The following is a 17,474-nucleotide window of genomic DNA, read 5'->3' on the forward strand; positions in this document are numbered from 1 at the left end:
TAACATTACAATGACTGATAAATATAAACCAATGAAAAAGAACATTTTTAAGTTTTCGGTACTGACATTGGCTGTTCTGTCTTTGACAGCATGTACCCTTGTTCCTGGTCAGAGTTTATCGACCAGTAACAAGGATGTCATTGAACTACCTGACAATCAGTATGACCTGGACAAAATGGTCAATATCTATCCCGTCACGCCAGGATTGATTGATCAGCTGCGCGCCAAACCGATTATGTCGCAGGCTAACCCGGAGCTGGAGCAGCAAATCGCGAACTATGAATATCGTATCGGCATTGGTGATGTGTTGATGGTGACGGTCTGGGATCACCCGGAACTAACCACACCCGCAGGGCAATATCGTAGCGCCAGTGATACTGGCAACTGGGTTAACGCTGATGGTGCAATTTTCTACCCTTATATTGGTCGCCTGAAAGTGGCCGGGAAAACGCTTACCCAAGTACGCAACGAGATTACAGCGCGTCTGGACTCAGTCATTGAAAGCCCGCAGGTCGATGTCAGCGTCGCGGCGTTCCGATCGCAAAAAGCGTACGTCACCGGCGAAGTCAGCAAATCGGGTCAGCAGCCGATTACCAATATTCCTCTGACCATCATGGATGCGATTAACGCCGCGGGCGGTCTGACCGCAGATGCAGACTGGCGCAACGTGGTGCTCACCCAGAATGGCGTAAAGACCAAAGTGAACCTCTATGCGCTGATGCAGCGTGGCGACTTGCGCCAGAACAAACTGCTGCACCCGGGCGATATTTTATTTATTCCGCGCAACGATGATCTGAAAGTCTTCGTGATGGGTGAAGTGGGTAAACAGAGCACGCTGAAAATGGACCGCAGCGGTATGACCCTGGCGGAAGCGCTGGGTAACGCTGAGGGTATGAATCAGGATGTCGCCGACGCGACGGGGATTTTTGTTATTCGTGCAACGCAAAACAAGCAGAATGGCAAAATCGCCAATATTTATCAGCTGAATGCGAAGGACGCATCGGCAATGATACTCGGAACGGAATTCCAGCTTGAACCTTACGACATTGTTTATGTCACTACCGCGCCGCTGGCTCGTTGGAACCGTGTGATTTCTCTGCTGGTACCGACGATTTCCGGGGTGCATGACCTGACAGAGACTTCACGGTGGATTCAAACATGGCCCAACTAAAATTTAACTCAATCCTGGTGGTTTGTACCGGCAACATTTGCCGTTCGCCCATTGGCGAGCGCTTGCTGCGTAAACGTCTGCCAGGCGTAAAAGTCAAATCGGCAGGTGTTCATGGTCTGGTAAAGCACCCTGCAGATGCAACAGCGGCAGATGTTGCCGCTAATCATGGCGTATCTCTTGAAGGACATGCCGGACGTAAGCTCACTGCTGAGATGGCACGAAATTACGATCTGATTCTGGCAATGGAGTCGGAACATATTGCTCAGGTTACGGCAATCGCTCCCGAGGTCCGCGGGAAGACAATGCTGTTTGGGCAATGGCTGGAACAGAAAGAGATCCCGGATCCCTATCGTAAAAGTCAGGACGCATTTGAGCATGTCTACGGTATGTTGGAGCGCGCCAGTCAGGAATGGGCGAAGCGCCTCAGCCGGTAATTTGAGTTTATAAAATACGATGACAACTAAAAATATGAATACGCCACCAGGCAGCACTCAGGAAAATGAGATCGATCTGCTTCGTCTGGTCGGCGAGTTATGGGATCACCGTAAGTTTATTATCAGCGTGACTGCGTTATTCACGCTGATCGCTGTCGCTTACTCGCTGTTAAGCACGCCAATTTATCAGGCAGATACGCTGGTCCAGGTTGAGCAGAAACAGGGCAACGCCATTCTCAGCGGCCTGAGCGATATGATCCCTAACTCATCGCCCGAGTCAGCACCGGAGATCCAACTACTGCAATCACGCATGATTCTCGGTAAAACCATTGCTGAACTGAATCTGCGCGACATAGTTGAGCAAAAGTATTTTCCGATTGTGGGTCGCGGCTGGGCGAGATTAACCAAAGAGAAACCAGGTGAGCTGGCGATCAGCTGGATGCACATCCCACAACTGAATGGTCAGGATCAGCAACTTACACTCACAGTTGGGGAAAATGGCCACTATACGCTGGAAGGTGAAGGGTTCACCGTCAATGGTATGGTCGGCCAGCGTCTGGAAAAAGACGGCGTTGCGCTGACTATCGCGGACATTAAGGCCAAACCAGGAACGCAGTTTGTCCTGAGCCAGCGTACCGAACTGGAAGCGATTAACGCGTTGCAGGAAACCTTTACCGTTAGCGAACGCAGTAAAGAAAGCGGGATGCTGGAACTTACCATGACCGGTGATGATCCCCAGTTGATTACTCGTATTCTGAACAGCATCGCTAACAACTATTTGCAACAGAATATCGCTCGCCAGGCGGCGCAGGATTCACAAAGCCTTGAATTCTTACAGCGCCAGTTGCCAGAAGTGCGCAGCGAGCTGGACCAGGCGGAAGAAAAACTCAACGTTTATCGCCAGCAGCGCGATTCGGTTGACCTTAACCTGGAAGCCAAAGCCGTTCTTGAGCAGATTGTTAACGTTGATAATCAACTCAATGAGCTGACCTTCCGCGAGGCAGAGATCTCCCAGCTGTATAAGAAAGATCACCCAACTTATCGTGCGCTGCTGGAAAAACGCCAGACGCTGGAGCAAGAACGCAAACGCCTGAATAAGCGGGTATCGGCAATGCCTTCCACTCAACAGGAAGTATTGCGTTTAAGCCGTGACGTAGAAGCGGGCCGTGCGGTATATCTGCAATTACTTAACCGCCAGCAGGAGTTGAGTATTTCGAAATCCAGTGCGATTGGTAACGTGCGGATTATCGACCCGGCAGTCACTCAGCCGCAGCCAGTGAAACCGAAAAAAGCGTTGAATGTGGTGCTTGGTTTTATTCTTGGCCTGTTTATTTCGGTGGGTGCCGTGCTGGCGCGTGCGATGTTGCGTCGTGGTGTAGAAGCACCGGAACAACTGGAAGAGCACGGCATCAGCGTTTATGCCACTATCCCGATGTCCGAGTGGCTGGATAAGCGTACCCGTCTACGTAAGAAAAATTTATTTTCTAATCAGCAGCGCCATCGTACTAAAAATATCCCCTTCCTGGCGGTGGATAACCCGGCGGATTCTGCTGTGGAAGCCGTACGTGCGCTACGAACCAGTCTGCACTTCGCTATGATGGAGACAGAGAATAACATTCTGATGATCACCGGTGCGACGCCAGACAGTGGTAAAACGTTCGTCAGTTCAACTCTGGCGGCGGTGATCGCCCAGTCCGATCAAAAAGTGTTATTTATTGATGCCGACTTACGTCGTGGTTATTCGCATAACCTGTTTACCGTGAGTAATGAACATGGCTTGTCGGAATATCTGGCAGGGAAAGATGAGCTCAACAAAGTGATCCAGCATTTTGGCAAAGGAGGCTTTGATGTGATTACTCGCGGTCAGGTGCCACCTAACCCGTCTGAACTGCTGATGCGCGATCGGATGCGTCAATTACTGGAATGGGCGAACGACCATTACGATCTGGTGATTGTCGATACGCCGCCGATGCTGGCGGTGAGCGATGCTGCGGTCGTGGGGCGCTCTGTCGGCACCAGCCTGCTGGTTGCGCGTTTTGGCTTGAACACCGCCAAAGAGGTGAGCTTGTCAATGCAGCGTCTGGAACAGGCTGGCGTTAATATTAAAGGCGCAATCCTCAATGGTGTGATTAAACGCGCCAGCACCGCTTACAGTTATGGCTATAACTATTACGGTTATAGTTACTCCGAGAAAGAGTAAAACTGAAGGTAAGGTGGCCGGATGCGGCGTGAACGCCTTTTCCGGCCTACGCATCAGACAGTTCTTCGTTTGTCATCAGCTTCAGAGCATTCAGGTAACTGAATGCTCTTTTTTTATGCATTACAAACTGCACGCCGGTATGCGTGCTTCATTCACGATTTGCGTAAAACCGGCCAACGAACACATGCCCTGCGCGTTTCGCTCTTCACATCCTGCCAGGGTCAGTTTCACCTCTCCGGGCGGCGTATTTAATGATAGCGGCGTTTTATCACGCATCTGCTGTAAAGTCTGGAAGACCAGCGAAACCTGAATCCAATGGCTGTTATCACTTAGCCTACGCCAGCGTTCAAACACCAGTTCACCACCTGGCGGTGTGTTATCCGGCTGACCTGGAAGCGTCCAGTTGAGCTCCAGTGCGCCGCCGAGATTTGCCAGATTAGTATCGTGTCCGGCGATAAACAGCACTGAAGTGGGTAATGTCACACCATACACCTGTTTTTGCGGTGGATGGGGCATCAACGCTGTCATGATCAAATCCAACAACGGGGTGGCACGACTGCGGGCAACCTCTGGCGTGCGTTGTAGCAAATAAAACTGCGCGTTATGCAGGCTTAGCAAGGTGTTCCACTGGTGTGAATCGGTGATCCTTCCCCACCCCGGCTCCGGCATTCCCTGTGCTTGTTGCAGGAGAAATATCTCCGTCAGCATTGACGCCAGGCTTACCGCACCGGTTAATGAGACATTGTCGGCGCTCACCTTGAGTTCCGATGGTAATACCTGCGTTAATGAACAGCTTTCGTCCTGTTTCTCACGGTTAAGGCACAAGTTTGATTGTGGGAAATTAAGCACCTGTTCCAGTTCGCGAAACGCCGTTTGCCGATGCCCGGTAAAGTCAGCAATTGACCCTCCTGCCCTGCTGAGGATCGCGTCAGTCACGTTCGCGTTATCCAGTTGGCAAATGCCAGTTTTTAGAGGATTAAATAACGGATCGGGACTGGACGTATCTGCCTGGGTATGTACGGTTATTGCACAGTCAGGTGCCAGCCCGGCGGCGAAGGCTTCGCCTGTTTTACGGGTACGCTCGTCGACATCAGCAATAATCGCGACCTGACCAGGCTGCGGGCACCCCTTTTTCGCCAGCAATCCGTCAGCCACCAGACGCTGGCGTTGGTAATGTCCGAGATAAGCGATTAGCTCACCACCGCGCGGTGTCAGCCACCCCAGTTTTACCGGCCATGTTGGCCATGCGTCTGGGGTGACATCCTGCATCAGTTGCGTGGCCTTGGTTGGGGCACGCACACCATGACGACTGACAATCACCACACTTTCCAGCTTCAGCTCCGGCTCACTCTGAGCGAATGCAGATTGCGGGGTGAACGGAATCAGAAGAGATAAGAATGGGATCAAGATCGCTTTCATCGATATGTTTCCGCTTTTCATATCCGACATTATTGATTGCCTGATGCGACGCTAATACGCCTCATCAGGCTTACGTTCGTTAACTTTTCAGACGCGGGTCCAGCCATACCAACACAAGGGTGGAGAGCGAACACATCAACAAAATGCCGACGAACCAAAGTAAATACCACATTGTTCCTGCTCCTTAGTACAGCTCGTTTTCGTTACGGCGGAGAGTTTCTGTTGTCATGCGCCCCCACATTTTGTAGTAGCTCCAGAGAGTGTAGAGCAACACAATGGGCAAAAATATCAGCACGATTACCAACATAATGCTCAGCGTCAACTGACTGGAAGTGCTGTCCCACAACGTCAGGCTGGAGATTGGACTCACGCTTGACGGCATGACAAAAGGAAACAGCGTAATACCTGCCGTGAAAATCACGCCAAATTGCATCAATGATGCCATCAAAAATCCCCAACCCGAGCGACCACGATAAATCGCCATCACCGTCAGCAATGGGCAGAAGAACCCCAGCAGCGGGAAGATCCACAGAACGGGCGATTCGACGAAATTATTCATCCAGGCACCAGGTAGCACTGCCACCAGTTTCATTAACGGATTGGAAGGACCGTTAGCATCCTGGGCGAGCAGTACAAAGCCATCAATACCGACCCACAGCCAGTAACCCGCCAGCAAAAAGCACAGCATCACCAACAGTGCAGCCCGTTTAGTCGCCAGCTGTGAACGCAGATGAATCACACCAACAGTTTTCAGTTGTAACCAGACGCCACCTTGCAAAATCACCATCCCAAGGCTGAGCAATCCGCACAATAAAGGGAATGGCGTCAGCAGTTGCCAGAAGCTGCCGAGATACTCCACGCGTAATTGCGGTGTAAAGGCAAACGGCACGCCGAGCAACAAGTTGCCGAAGGCGATACCGAAGACTACCGGCGGCACCAGACTGCCGATGACCAGTCCGGCATCCCACATTTTACGCCAGCGTGCATCGGCGATTTTTCCGCGATAATCAAAGGCCAGCGGGCGGAAGAACAGCGAGCACAGCACCAGAATCATCGCCACATAAAAGCCGGAAAACGCCGCTGCATACACTCTGGGCCAGGCGGCAAATAATGCCCCACCTGCGAGGATTAACCAGACCTGATTGCCTTCCCAGTGCGCGCCAACGCTGTTTATCACTATCCGGCGTTCATCATCATTACGCGCCACCAGCGGCAGCAGACAGCCGATCCCCATGTCAAATCCATCGGAGATCATAAAGACCACCAGGATCACGCCAATCAGCAGCCACCAGATGAAGCGCAATGTTTCATAATCAAACATGATTTTCTCCTTTACCCCTGTTGCTGCGTCGGTTGTTCACTCTGCATCGCGCTCGGCCCCAGACGGGCATATTTCTGCATCAGGTAGACTTCGGCGATTAAGAACAGGGTGTAAAGCCCTACGATCATGATCAGTGAGAAAGCCAGTTGTCCTGTGGTTAAAGCGGAGTGCGCGGAGTATGTCGGTAAGATGTCCTGTATCGCCCACGGCTGCCGACCAAACTCGGTCATAAACCACCCGGCTTCAATCGCAATCCACGGCAGCGGCAAACTCCAGAGCGCCATTTTCAGTACCCAGCGATGCTGGTCGATTTTGCCACGCAGCGTCTGGACAAGCGCAATCAGCATCACCAGTAGCAGCAGAGAACCACAGCCCACCATGATGCGGAAACTCCAGAATACCGGCGCAACCTGAGGTATCGCGCCACGCATCGCCGCCTGGTACTGTGCAGCTGTGACATGGTTCATATCCGGCGCATAGCGGGAGAGCAACATGCCGTAACCAAGGTCGCCTTCCAGCTCCCGGAATGCCTGCAACACATGCGGCTCACGATTGCCTTGCGATATTTCCTGCATTAACAGCCAGGCCATACGTCCGCGTTGCAAGCGTGGGTAGGTTTCAGCCATCAAATTCTTCAGACCCGGCACGGGTTTATCTAATGAGTGAGTGGCGAGGATCCCTAGCAGCGCAGGAATTTTGATGGCAAAGGCGTTACGCTCTTGATCCTGTTCCGGCCAGGCAACTACATGGAACGGTGCAGGTGCAGGTTCCGTTTGCCACTCCCCTTCCATTGCCGCCAGTTTTACCGGTTGTACTTGCGCGACTTCATACGCAGAACTGTCTCCGAGTTGCAGCGTACCGATAATCGCCAGAGTACCGAAGACGGAACCGATGGCAAACGAGCGTAATGCAACATCGCGCTCCCGTCCGCGCAGTAAATACCAGGCGCTGATCGCCATAATAAACATGGCCCCGGTCACGTAGCCCGCCATTACGGTGTGCACAAATTTCACCTGGCTGACCGGGTTAAAGACCAGCTCGCTGAAGCTGGTCATTTCCATACGAAGGGTGTCGATATCAAAATGCGCACCGGTCGGGTATTGCATCCAACCGTTGGCATTCAATATCCACAACGCAGAGAGATTTGAACCGAACGCCACCAGCCACGTCACCAGCAGGTGCTGGTATTTATTCAGCCGTTGCCAGCCGAAGAAGAACAGCCCGACAAAGGTGGATTCGAGGAAGAAGGCCATTAATGCTTCCATCGCCAGCGGTGCGCCAAAAATATCGCCCACATAGTTGGAATAGAATGACCAGTTAGTACCAAACTGAAACTCCATCGTCAGGCCGGTAGCCACGCCAAGAGCAAAGTTGATACCGAAGAGCTTACCCCAGAAGCGCGTCATATCGCGGTAGATTGTTTTGCCGGTGACCACGTAAATGGTTTCCATGATAGCCAGCAAAAAAATCAGCCCCAGGGTAAGGGGTACAAATAAAAAGTGATACAGCGCGGTCAGAGCAAACTGCCAGCGCGATAAATCAATGACATCCCACATGCGCACTCCTGTAGGCGAAGAGAGAAAAATAACCCGTTAATGGTAGATCTCCCTCTTTATCCTGAAACTCTACGACCAGAGGTATTCGCCGATTGCGATATTCATAAGCCTGAAAGCGATACTTACCGTCTTTTTACGTCGGTGCACCTTCCGCCAGCCACTGACATACCTCGCTAAGCCGCTGCGCAGAGTCGACCAAATCTTCTGGCGCTGCCAGCACCACTTCCGGTATTGGGCAGATTTCATAACTCTCAAGTAACGGGCCTTTTAAGGTGTCCGTACAGCGTAAATGCCAGACATGCCGCAGGCCGGTCGCGTTGATATAGCTCTCGCCGTAGCCAATGGTGCGAATCTGAATATTTCCCGGCCCACAGAGACGTGAGAGAAAAAGCCGATCAGCCTCGCTGATAGGTAATTGCGTCAGATTAATGCTGTGCGGCTGCGCGTCAGGATTACGTACATGTGCCAGTAATTCATGAGCCAGCGGTAGGCCATTCATCAGGCCATCAATGGGCGGCGGTAACAGAGAATCTGTCGGCAAGACGTTTTGCGTTGCCGCCTGCCACAATGCCAGCGGCGCGCAGCCAGCCTCCAGTTTGTCCTCCAGCAACTGTTCGCCGCAACGTCTGCGCACCCGCCATAATCCGCAGAAGATCGCCTCCTGTATTTCACTTTCACTGTCGTCAGCCTGCTGAATGCGCACTGACACTTCCCCTTCCCCGAGAAGCGTATTGATAAAGTGACGATCGTCGGCGTTGAGATTGAACAGATCGACTGCCAGCACCTCGCCCAGCGGCGGCTGGCGCTCGCTTAGTTGATGTTGCAACTCGTTTAATAGCGCAATCACCTGCGGGCTATGCACACACTGTTCCAGGGCAGCCATGCTCGGTTCATCATTCACCTGACAGGTAATCGGCAGTGGATTCATGCTAAAACTATCATCATCAGGCTGCGTTCCTGGCCCCAGCAGATGGAAAAAAGTTTCGCTCATGAGGCACGCTCCTGTTGCGGTTCGACAAGCCCGCGCATCAGGTTTATCAGTTCCGCCCACGGGTGAATACCATTCAGCACGCCGCGATAGCTACCACCGGTAAACACCAGTGTGGCGGGAAAACGAAATACGCCAAAACGATCACCGATGGCTTCGCTTTGCTCAAGGTCGGCAATCGCTACCTGCCATGTATAATCAGGAAACTCGCGCAGTAATTCGCCAATCATTACCGGATTATCGCTGACCTCTGGCGTGCGTTTCAGGTCACTGCTTAATAACACCACACCGTCTGGCGCTTGCGTAAGCCAGTCGTCAAGACGGGATTCACTGATCGGCGTCCAGCCGCGCGCCAGCATACGTTGCCACAACGCATCAAATGGCGTGTCGTTGCTCATTCCTGCTCCTCCAGCGTCATCCGGTACTGGCGCAAGCGAACGCCTTCGTAGTTTTCCATCGACAGACAGTCATAATTGAGACAGCGCGATTCATTAGCCGGTTGCGGCTCAATTCCCCACGCAGCCAGTTGCGCCAGCGCCCCCTGTTCCGCGGCGGGCAGTTGCTCCCGAGCCAGTTCGCTCAGGCTACCGCCGTAGTCGTCGAGCATCGCGGGTTGCAGGCCGACGAGGGCAATATGTGCTGGCAGATTTCCGCGGATATCTGCCAGCGCCAGTACTTCGGAGAAACTGTTCTGGTGCAGGCTCATTTTCTTCGCGCTGAGATAGGCCGGAATGCGTTCTCCGGCATACGTTCGTAGCGTTCCGGGTTCCAGCCCGTAATCAATGGCGTCGAGAATCAGCAAGTGGCTGGCGCTTTCGACATACCCCAGCAAGTTCAGTCCCTGAGTGCCGCCATCAACAATCTCGACTTCATCGGGCCAGTGGTAATGGGCATACAACCGTTCCGCCACCCGCACGCCGAAGCCTTCATCGGCCCACAGCAGATTGCCCAGCCCCATTACCACCACGCGTTGCTCGCTCATGAACGCTCCTTGTTACTTATTTTGCCAAATTTGTGGCTACGGTAGCCGTTGACCATGGTGGAGATCACTGTGTCGTCGGACATGATGTCTTCACGCAGCGCCATGTAGACATGACCGATAACAAACGCGCCAATCAGCCACATCCCCAGCCGATGCCAGCTGTGAATGTCCATTGAGTTGCCGCCCGTCCAGTAGAAAAATTCCACCACATAACGGAACGGCGCAAAAATAGCGTACTGACTATGTTCGCTGTACAGCGCAAAGCCGGTGACGATCATAAATACCGACATCAGGAAATAGCCGAACATCGCCGCCTGGGCGATGGGGTTATGACCTATATCGGCACTCGGACGTTTTGCCAGAAACAGATACCAACGGATTTCATACCACACGCCCTGCCACCAGCTTTTACGCCATACCGGCACGATAAACAGCTCGCGTGAGTAGCGATTGCCGACAAAAGCCCAGTAGATCCGCATCAGCAAGACCACGGTAAAAACCATCCCGGCGCTGAAGTGAATTAACCTGATGTAGCCCATATAAAACAGATACGTCGCCTCACCGCTGACCGAAGGCAGCGGCTTGCCGATAAAGTAACCGGTGACCATCAACACCGCCATGCATAACACCGTCAGCCAGTGCCATATCCGCACGGGTGCTTCAAAGACATAGTGACTGACAACGTTGTCGCTTTTCTGTTGCATGATGATTCTCCTTCGCTGTTAACGCACCTGCACGGAGATCAGCTCGCTACCGTCGTCGCCCAGCACGTGTGTTGAACAGGCGAGGCACGGGTCAAAGCTGTGCAGAGTACGCAGGATCTCCAGCGGTTGCTCGGGGATCGCCATTTTGGTGTTCATCAGCGCGGCTTCATAAGCGCCAATTTGCCCTTTGGGGTCGCGCGGGCTGGCGTTCCAGGTGGTCGGCACCACGCACTGGTAGAGATCTATCTTGCCATCGCGAATGGCAGCCCAGTGGCCTAACGCCCCGCGCGGCGCTTCGGTAAAACCGACACCACGGCACTCTGTCGGCCAGGTTGCAGGTTCCCATTTTTCAGTGGAGGCGGTGGCAAGATTGCCGTTTTTCAGGTTGGTCATCAGCTTGTCGAAGAAGTATTGCAACTTACCTGCGGCCCACTGCGCTTCGTGCGCGCGGCACAAAATGCGGCCCAACGTTGACTGGATGCCGGAAAGCGGCAGGTTCAACGCCGACATCATGCGATCGACCGACTCAACGGTCGCAGCATCGCCTTTGTGATAAGCGATCAATGTGCGTGCCAGCGGCCCCACTTCCATCGCGTTACCGCGCCAGCGTGGCGCTTTGATCCACGAGTAGCGTTCCTGTTCATTCAGCTGCTGAATGTTGGTATCGCTGCCTTTGACATCGCCGGGGTTGTACCACGGGTCGGTAATACCATCGAACGGATGACGCCCGACCTGATCGTTGGGATAACAATACCAGGCGTGATCGACAAATTCCTGCACTTGTTGCGGATCGACTAAATCCACTGGCAGCACATTTTTGAAGTCGCCGTTGATCACCGCGCCGCCAGGCATTAGCAGACTTTTCTCGCCAAAGTCGTTGGCAATATCCGGGAACGCCCCGTAACTGAGGACACATTTATCAGAAAGACCAGTGCCGATTTCGCTCCACGGTTTGTTGAATTGACCGATGGCTAAAGCGTCGGGGATCATCACGTTATTAATGAAATCCGCCGTGCGGGTAATGATCGACTGCACCAGATTCAGGCGCTCCATATTGACCGCCCCGACCGCGCCACTTTCGTCAATGTTGATAGCGCACGGCATCCCGCCAACAATCCAGTTTGGATGTGGGTTTTTACCACCAAAGACCGCGTGGATTTTGACAATTTCACGCTGGAAATCGAGAGCTTCAAGATAGTGAGCAAAGCCCATCAAGTTGGCTTCTGGCGGCAGTTTGTACTGCGGGTGCCCCCAGTAACCGTTACGGAAGATCCCCAACTGGCCGCCTTCAACGAATTTCTTCAGGCGGTTTTGTACGTCGAAGAAATAGCCAGGTGATGATTTCGGCCATGAGGAGAGACTTTGCGCCAGTTCGGAGGTTTTCCGCGGATCGGCTTTCAGCGCATCTAACACATCGATCCAGTCCATCCCGGCAAGCTGATAAAAGTGCACCAGATGATCGTGGCACCAGAGCGTCGCCAGCATAATGTTGCGGATGATATTAGCGTTGTCCGGCACTTTAATGCCGATAGCATCTTCGATGGCATAGACCGAAGCCAGAGCGTGTACGCCGGTACAGACGCCGCAGATACGTTCAACGAACGCCCACGCATCGCGTGGATCACGGCCTTGCAGGATGATCTCCAGCCCGCGAAACATTGTGCCGCAGGAGACGGCATTGGTGATCACATTCTGATCGTTAATATTCACTTCACAGCGCATGTGGCCTTCAATGCGCGTAATCGGGTCGACCACCAGGCGGCGTCCGGCATTATTGATGGTGTATCCTTGAGTTTCGTACTGAGTGCTCATGCCTGTTTATCCTCATTGCCTGGCTGTTGTTCGGTTTCTGTAGGTTGCTGGTTATGACGTCTGCGCTGGTCAACGGCGCTGGCGACTGCGTGCACACCAACAGCCGCTGCCACCACGCCAAGCGCGGTTAAACCGACGGTGTCGGCGGTGGAATGAGTTCCCATTTGCGGAATATCGACCACGCGACTGTAGAACGAACCGCGATCCCAGAAACCATTTTCCGCACAGCCCAGGCAGCCGTGACCAGACTGGATTGGGAAAGAAACGCCATCGTTCCAGCGTGTGGAGGAACAGGCGTTATAGGTGGTAGGCCCTTTGCAGCCCATTTTGTACAGACAGTAACCTTTACGGGCAGCGTCATCATCCCAGCTCTGCACGAACTCTCCGGCGTCGAAGTGGGCGCGGCGATAGCATTTATCGTGGATACGTTGACCATAGAACATCAGTGGACGGCCCATTCTGTCGACATCCGGCAAGCGATCAAAGGTCACCATGTAGGTAATGATGGCGCTCATCACATCCGGGATCGGCGGGCAGCCCGGCACTTTAATGATCGGTTTGTCGGTGATCACTTTGTCGATTGGTGTGGCCTGCGTTGGATTGGGCCGCGCGGCCTGCACGCAGCCCCAGGACGCGCAGGTTCCCCAGGCGATAATCGCACTGGCTCCGGCGGCGGCGCGTTTGAGTTTTTCAATAAACGGTCGACCACTGCTGATACAGAACATCCCCTGCTCGCCCAGCGGTGGATTACCTTCTACTGCGAGGATATATTTGCCATTGTATTGCGTGATGATGTCTTCAAAGACTTCTTCCGCCTGGGTTCCGGCAGCAGCCATCAAGGTATCGTCGTAATCGAGGGAAATCAGGGAAAGGATGACGTCCTTCGCCAGTGGGTGAGCGGAGCGGATAAAAGATTCGGTACAGCAGGTGCATTCAAGACCGTGGATCCACACCACAGGAATGCGCGGTTTATTCTCCAGCGCCCAGGCAATCTTCGGAGCCATTCCCGCGCCTAATCCCAGCGAGGTGGCAGCCAGACTGCAATATTTGAGAAAGCTGCGCCGGGTAACGCCCTGACGCCGCATGGCCTGGTAAAATGTTTCCTCATTATTCATATCGCACGTCTCTTCTCCTTGCGACACCGGCAGGACACCGGGCGCTTATGGTCGGCAAGCGACGTCCCTGTAGCAAGGCAAACCATCGCTTCACGTGAGATGCTGAAAACGAAAGCTCATCCTTCTGCACTGGCGCACGTCGCCAGAAAGTATTGTTAATAAAGCGTAGTGAAACTTTTGCACGAAACAATACAAACTGTGTGGATTTATCTTTTAGCGATAAAAATGGACCTATTTTTCTTTTTGCCGGGCAGTGGGGATGTTTAGCCGGTTGCTAAACGAGTAAAAGAGAAGGAATTCATGGTGATGAAATGATCAAACTGCTGTTATTTCACGCTATCAATGCGGTTTTGGCTGTTTTTCAGGCAAACGAACAAATTAGGGGTTTACACGCCGCATCGGGATGTTTATAGTGCGCGTCATTCCGGAAGTGTGGCCGAGCGGTTGAAGGCACCGGTCTTGAAAACCGGCGACCCGAAAGGGTTCCAGAGTTCGAATCTCTGCGCTTCCGCCAAATAAGATAAGGGGTTAGCTAAATGCTAACCCCTTTTTCTTTTGCCTGTCGAAATTCTCAGGGCGTTATATTTGCTTAATGACCTGATAATCCACTGTTAAACCTGTTCCAGATCAAATGCGTAAAGATGGGTAAAACTTCTGGGTGCCCTTACGCATTATCATTATGCTGCTTAATTAATTACATCTGTCATAGAGAGTGACTCAATGGATCGTATTGTTAGTTCTTCACATGACCGTACATCGCTGCTTAGCACCCATAAGGTGCTGCGTAATACCTATTTTCTGCTGAGCCTGACGCTGGCCTTTTCGGCGATTACCGCAACTGCCAGTACGGTGCTGATGCTGCCATCTCCGGGTCTGATTCTGACGCTGGTGGGTATGTATGGTTTGATGTTCCTGACCTATAAAACGGCGAATAAGCCGACCGGAATTATCTCCGCATTCGCCTTTACCGGTTTTCTGGGTTATATCCTCGGACCAATTCTGAATACCTATCTGTCTGCCGGAATGGGTGACGTAATCGCTATGGCACTGGGCGGAACGGCGTTAGTGTTCTTCTGCTGCTCTGCGTATGTGCTGACCACCCGCAAAGATATGTCGTTCCTTGGCGGTATGCTGATGGCGGGTATTGTGGTGGTGCTGATTGGTATGGTTGCTAATATCTTCCTGCAGCTGCCTGCCCTGCATCTGGCGATCAGCGCGGTCTTCATTCTGATCTCCTCTGGCGCTATCTTGTTTGAAACCAGCAACATCATTCATGGCGGTGAAACGAACTATATTCGTGCCACGGTTAGCCTGTATGTTTCGCTGTACAACATCTTCGTCAGCCTGCTGAGCATTCTGGGCTTCGCCAGCCGCGATTAATCTCACCCGCTAACACTTTCATAGCCTCGCTTTATGCGGGGCTTTGTTTTTTGTTACACTGCCGCCAGTCTGATTAAGGTAGTAATAATTATGCTGATCTTCGAAGGTAAAGAGATAGAAACGGATACCGAAGGCTATCTCAAAGAAAGCAGTCAGTGGAGTGAGCCGCTGGCAGTGGTGATTGCAGAGAACGAAGGGATTACGCTGTCACCAGAACACTGGGAAGTGGTGCGTTTTGTGCGTGATTTCTATCTGGAATTCAATACTTCTCCGGCGATTCGTATGCTGGTAAAAGCGATGGCGAATAAATTTGGCGAAGAAAAAGGTAACAGCCGCTATTTATACCGACTGTTTCCGAAAGGTCCGGCTAAGCAAGCCACCAAAATTGCTGGCCTGCCAAAACCGGTAAAATGTATCTAACGAATACGAAAATCGGTTAATTCCCCCGAGGGATTATGCGGCTCGCTGAGCACCCGTTCCACACGTGCAGAACGCGGGCCGCCACTCTTTAACCACTGCATTAATTTTTCCACCTGCCCTTCTTCACCGCAGGCAACCACTTCCACGCTGCCATCGTCAAGATTTTTGGCGTAGCCGCTTAACCCGAGTTTTTTCGCTTCGTACTGCGTGGTATAGCGAAATCCTACGCCCTGAACTCGCCCGTAAACCCAGGCAATTATGCAGACTTTCGACATTGCTGCTCTCCTTATCCTTAATGGACGCGTTGCAAATCCATGGAAAACTCCGGACAATGACGCCCATTTCTTTGCATCGACAGAAAAGTAAATTATGAGTGTACGTTTAGTGTTAGCCAAAGGGCGCGAAAAATCATTACTTCGTCGCCATCCGTGGGTCTTTTCCGGGGCCGTTGCCCGCATGGAAGGTAAAGCCAGCCTCGGTGAAACCATCGATATTGTTGATCATCAGGGAAAATGGTTAGCACGCGGCGCTTATTCGCCAGCTTCGCAAATCCGGGCGCGCGTCTGGACGTTTGACCCCTCTGAATCCATTGACATTGCTTTTTTTACCCGCCGTTTGCAACAAGCGCAAAAATGGCGTGACTGGCTGGCGCAAAAAGATGGCCTCGACAGCTATCGTTTAATCGCCGGAGAATCTGATGGCCTGCCGGGTATTACTATCGATCGTTTCGGTAATTTTCTGGTACTGCAACTGCTAAGCGCAGGCGCGGAATACCAGCGTGCGGCATTAATTAGCGCCCTGCAAACGCTCTACCCGGAATGTGCAATTTACGATCGCAGCGACGTTGCGGTACGTAAAAAAGAAGGGATGGAACTGACCCAGGGCCCCGTTACCGGAGAGCTACCGCCTGCCCTGCTGCCGATTGAAGAACACGGCATGAAGCTGCTGGTGGACATTCAGCACGGGCACAAAACGGGCTACTACCTGGACCAGCGTGACAGCCGCCTGGCTACCCGCCGCTACGTTGAAAATAAACGCGTACTGAACTGTTTTTCCTATACCGGTGGTTTCGCCGTATCGGCATTGATGGGCGGTTGCAGCCAGGTTGTCAGCGTTGATACCTCCCAGGAAGCGCTGGATATTGCACGGCAGAATGTTGAGCTGAACAAACTGGATCTGAGCAAGGCTGAGTTTGTCCGTGATGATGTCTTTAAATTGCTGCGTACTTATCGCGATCGCGGTGAAAAATTTGACGTTATCGTGATGGACCCGCCGAAGTTTGTTGAGAATAAAAGCCAGTTGATGGGTGCGTGTCGTGGCTATAAAGACATCAACATGCTGGCGATTCAGTTGCTGAATGAAGGCGGAGTTCTCCTGACTTTCTCCTGTTCCGGTCTGATGACCAGCGATTTATTTCAGAAAATCATCGCGGATGCCGCAATTGATGCCGGTCGTGATGTACAATTTATAGAGCAGTTCCGTCAGGCAGCCGATCATCCGGTGATCGCTACCTACCCGGAAGGGCTATATCTGAAAGGGTTTGCCTGTCGCGTCATGTAACTTGAAATGTGGAATTTTACCCTTATATCAAAGGTAAAGATTTCCCGGGAGGTGACTATGATTGCCAGCAAATTCGGTATCGGCCAGCAGGTCCGCCATTCCCTGTTAGGTTATCTCGGAGTGGTCGTGGATATCGACCCGGTTTATTCGCTCTCTGAACCGTCGCCTGATGAGCTGGCGGTGAATGACGAGCTTCGCGCCGCTCCGTGGTATCACGTGGTGATGGAGGACGATAACGGCCTACCGGTTCATACCTACCTGGCTGAAGCCCAGCTAAGTAGCGAATTGCAGGATGAACATCCTGAACAGCCATCCATGGATGAGCTGGCGCAGACCATCCGCAAACAACTTCAGGCCCCGCGTCTGCGTAACTAATCCCTGAACAAATCCCCGGAAGGTTTTGGCCTTCCGG

Annotated in this window: 18 protein-coding genes and 1 tRNA gene; 8 read left to right on the top strand and 11 right to left on the bottom strand. The window is 52.5% G+C overall.

Features of this window, described 5'->3' with window-relative positions; all coding sequences use genetic code 11:
• Positions 1 to 31 precede the first annotated feature (31 nt).
• Genes FQ015_RS14815 through etk form a run of 3 tightly spaced genes read left to right on the top strand, consistent with a single transcriptional unit; the run spans position 32 to position 3,805 of the window.
• Positions 32 to 1,171, top strand: a complete 1,140-nt coding sequence (locus FQ015_RS14815; RefSeq protein WP_039020505.1) for a polysaccharide export protein — start codon at positions 32 to 34, stop codon at positions 1,169 to 1,171.
• Positions 1,159 to 1,605, top strand: coding sequence for a protein-tyrosine-phosphatase Etp (etp, locus tag FQ015_RS14820; protein WP_000057871.1), 447 nt, complete (start codon positions 1,159 to 1,161; stop codon positions 1,603 to 1,605). Before FQ015_RS14815 ends, etp begins: the two co-directional genes overlap by 13 nt.
• Positions 1,606 to 1,624: 19 nt before the next feature.
• Positions 1,625 to 3,805: a tyrosine-protein kinase gene (etk, locus tag FQ015_RS14825; RefSeq protein WP_000208659.1), complete on the top strand. Its 2,181-nt coding sequence runs from the start codon at positions 1,625 to 1,627 to the stop codon at positions 3,803 to 3,805.
• Between the two features lie 120 nt (positions 3,806 to 3,925).
• On the opposite strand, the gene appA is transcribed toward etk, so the two are convergent.
• The 10 genes from appA to hyaA all read right to left on the bottom strand — a co-directional run bounded on the left by appA (position 3,926) and on the right by hyaA (position 13,702).
• Positions 3,926 to 5,224 (bottom strand): bifunctional acid phosphatase/4-phytase, encoded by a 1,299-nt coding sequence (gene appA / locus FQ015_RS14830; RefSeq protein WP_039020504.1) that lies wholly within the window; start codon positions 5,222 to 5,224, stop codon positions 3,926 to 3,928.
• A gap of 79 nt (positions 5,225 to 5,303) precedes the next feature.
• On the bottom strand, positions 5,304 to 5,396 hold the full coding sequence (gene cbdX, locus FQ015_RS14835; protein ID WP_000270305.1) for a cytochrome bd-II oxidase subunit CbdX: 93 nt from the start codon (positions 5,394 to 5,396) through the stop codon (positions 5,304 to 5,306).
• 12 nt (positions 5,397 to 5,408) lie between these two features.
• Complete coding sequence (gene appB / locus FQ015_RS14840; protein WP_039020492.1) at positions 5,409 to 6,545, bottom strand: cytochrome d ubiquinol oxidase subunit II; 1,137 nt, start codon at positions 6,543 to 6,545, stop codon at positions 5,409 to 5,411.
• Between the two features lie 11 nt (positions 6,546 to 6,556).
• Positions 6,557 to 8,101, bottom strand: coding sequence for a cytochrome bd-II oxidase subunit 1 (gene appC / locus FQ015_RS14845; RefSeq protein WP_000263563.1), 1,545 nt, complete (start codon positions 8,099 to 8,101; stop codon positions 6,557 to 6,559).
• A 133-nt stretch (positions 8,102 to 8,234) separates the two neighbouring features.
• Positions 8,235 to 9,092 (bottom strand): hydrogenase expression/formation protein, encoded by an 858-nt coding sequence (locus tag FQ015_RS14850; RefSeq protein ID WP_039020491.1) that lies wholly within the window; start codon positions 9,090 to 9,092, stop codon positions 8,235 to 8,237.
• Positions 9,089 to 9,487, bottom strand: coding sequence for a hydrogenase-1 operon protein HyaE (hyaE, locus tag FQ015_RS14855; protein ID WP_039020490.1), 399 nt, complete (start codon positions 9,485 to 9,487; stop codon positions 9,089 to 9,091). The genes FQ015_RS14850 and hyaE overlap by 4 nt, the downstream gene beginning before the upstream one ends.
• Positions 9,484 to 10,071 (bottom strand): hydrogenase 1 maturation protease, encoded by a 588-nt coding sequence (gene hyaD, locus FQ015_RS14860; protein WP_000003634.1) that lies wholly within the window; start codon positions 10,069 to 10,071, stop codon positions 9,484 to 9,486. Before hyaD ends, hyaE begins: the two co-directional genes overlap by 4 nt.
• Entirely contained in the window at positions 10,068 to 10,775 is a 708-nt protein-coding gene (hyaC, locus tag FQ015_RS14865; RefSeq protein WP_001186429.1) for a Ni/Fe-hydrogenase b-type cytochrome subunit, read from the bottom strand. Before hyaC ends, hyaD begins: the two co-directional genes overlap by 4 nt.
• An 18-nt stretch (positions 10,776 to 10,793) precedes the next feature.
• Positions 10,794 to 12,587, bottom strand: coding sequence for a Ni/Fe-hydrogenase large subunit (hyaB, locus tag FQ015_RS14870; RefSeq protein ID WP_160524212.1), 1,794 nt, complete (start codon positions 12,585 to 12,587; stop codon positions 10,794 to 10,796).
• Positions 12,584 to 13,702: a hydrogenase 1 small subunit gene (gene hyaA, locus FQ015_RS14875; RefSeq protein WP_001353311.1), complete on the bottom strand. Its 1,119-nt coding sequence runs from the start codon at positions 13,700 to 13,702 to the stop codon at positions 12,584 to 12,586. Before hyaA ends, hyaB begins: the two co-directional genes overlap by 4 nt.
• Positions 13,703 to 14,128: 426 nt before the next feature.
• Here hyaA and FQ015_RS14880 point away from each other — a divergent pair.
• The 3 genes from FQ015_RS14880 to tusE all read left to right on the top strand — a co-directional run bounded on the left by FQ015_RS14880 (position 14,129) and on the right by tusE (position 15,502).
• A tRNA-Ser gene (locus tag FQ015_RS14880) sits at positions 14,129 to 14,216 on the top strand.
• A 206-nt stretch (positions 14,217 to 14,422) separates the two neighbouring features.
• The gene (gene yccA / locus FQ015_RS14885; protein ID WP_000375136.1) at positions 14,423 to 15,082 is read left to right on the top strand and encodes an FtsH protease modulator YccA; all 660 of its coding nucleotides are present in this window, start codon (positions 14,423 to 14,425) and stop codon (positions 15,080 to 15,082) included.
• 90 nt (positions 15,083 to 15,172) lie between these two features.
• Entirely contained in the window at positions 15,173 to 15,502 is a 330-nt protein-coding gene (gene tusE, locus FQ015_RS14890) for a sulfurtransferase TusE (protein WP_000904443.1), read from the top strand.
• Here the strand turns inward: tusE and yccX are convergent.
• Complete coding sequence (gene yccX / locus FQ015_RS14895; RefSeq protein WP_039020489.1) at positions 15,499 to 15,777, bottom strand: acylphosphatase; 279 nt, start codon at positions 15,775 to 15,777, stop codon at positions 15,499 to 15,501. The genes tusE and yccX overlap by 4 nt on opposite strands.
• A gap of 94 nt (positions 15,778 to 15,871) precedes the next feature.
• Here yccX and rlmI point away from each other — a divergent pair, with 94 nt between their 5' ends.
• Both rlmI and hspQ read left to right on the top strand, forming a co-directional pair.
• Complete coding sequence (gene rlmI / locus FQ015_RS14900; RefSeq protein WP_039020488.1) at positions 15,872 to 17,062, top strand: 23S rRNA (cytosine(1962)-C(5))-methyltransferase RlmI; 1,191 nt, start codon at positions 15,872 to 15,874, stop codon at positions 17,060 to 17,062.
• A gap of 57 nt (positions 17,063 to 17,119) precedes the next feature.
• A complete protein-coding gene (hspQ, locus tag FQ015_RS14905) occupies positions 17,120 to 17,437 on the top strand; it encodes a heat shock protein HspQ (protein WP_001295356.1) in 318 nt (105 codons plus the stop codon).
• Positions 17,438 to 17,474: the final 37 nt, after the last annotated feature.

The sequence above is a fragment of the Escherichia sp. HH26CH genome (assembly GCF_009820205.1).
Taxonomy (GTDB): Bacteria; Pseudomonadota; Gammaproteobacteria; order Enterobacterales; family Enterobacteriaceae; genus Escherichia; species Escherichia coli_F.

Coding starts and splice junctions, on each gene's coding strand:
- appC (WP_000263563.1), bottom strand. CDS start 8,101: ATGTGGGATGTCATTGATTTATCGCGCTGGCAGTTTGCTCTGACCGCG.
- hyaC (WP_001186429.1), bottom strand. CDS start 10,775: ATGCAACAGAAAAGCGACAACGTTGTCAGTCACTATGTCTTTGAAGCA.
- hyaE (WP_039020490.1), bottom strand. CDS start 9,487: ATGAGCAACGACACGCCATTTGATGCGTTGTGGCAACGTATGCTGGCG.
- FQ015_RS14850 (WP_039020491.1), bottom strand. CDS start 9,092: ATGAGCGAAACTTTTTTCCATCTGCTGGGGCCAGGAACGCAGCCTGAT.
- appA (WP_039020504.1), bottom strand. CDS start 5,224: ATGAAAGCGATCTTGATCCCATTCTTATCTCTTCTGATTCCGTTCACC.
- appB (WP_039020492.1), bottom strand. CDS start 6,545: ATGTTTGATTATGAAACATTGCGCTTCATCTGGTGGCTGCTGATTGGC.
- etk (WP_000208659.1), top strand. CDS start 1,625: ATGACAACTAAAAATATGAATACGCCACCAGGCAGCACTCAGGAAAAT.
- hspQ (WP_001295356.1), top strand. CDS start 17,120: ATGATTGCCAGCAAATTCGGTATCGGCCAGCAGGTCCGCCATTCCCTG.
- hyaA (WP_001353311.1), bottom strand. CDS start 13,702: ATGAATAATGAGGAAACATTTTACCAGGCCATGCGGCGTCAGGGCGTT.
- FQ015_RS14815 (WP_039020505.1), top strand. CDS start 32: ATGAAAAAGAACATTTTTAAGTTTTCGGTACTGACATTGGCTGTTCTG.
- hyaB (WP_160524212.1), bottom strand. CDS start 12,587: ATGAGCACTCAGTACGAAACTCAAGGATACACCATCAATAATGCCGGA.
- rlmI (WP_039020488.1), top strand. CDS start 15,872: ATGAGTGTACGTTTAGTGTTAGCCAAAGGGCGCGAAAAATCATTACTT.
- tusE (WP_000904443.1), top strand. CDS start 15,173: ATGCTGATCTTCGAAGGTAAAGAGATAGAAACGGATACCGAAGGCTAT.
- hyaD (WP_000003634.1), bottom strand. CDS start 10,071: ATGAGCGAGCAACGCGTGGTGGTAATGGGGCTGGGCAATCTGCTGTGG.
- etp (WP_000057871.1), top strand. CDS start 1,159: ATGGCCCAACTAAAATTTAACTCAATCCTGGTGGTTTGTACCGGCAAC.
- cbdX (WP_000270305.1), bottom strand. CDS start 5,396: ATGTGGTATTTACTTTGGTTCGTCGGCATTTTGTTGATGTGTTCGCTC.
- yccA (WP_000375136.1), top strand. CDS start 14,423: ATGGATCGTATTGTTAGTTCTTCACATGACCGTACATCGCTGCTTAGC.
- yccX (WP_039020489.1), bottom strand. CDS start 15,777: ATGTCGAAAGTCTGCATAATTGCCTGGGTTTACGGGCGAGTTCAGGGC.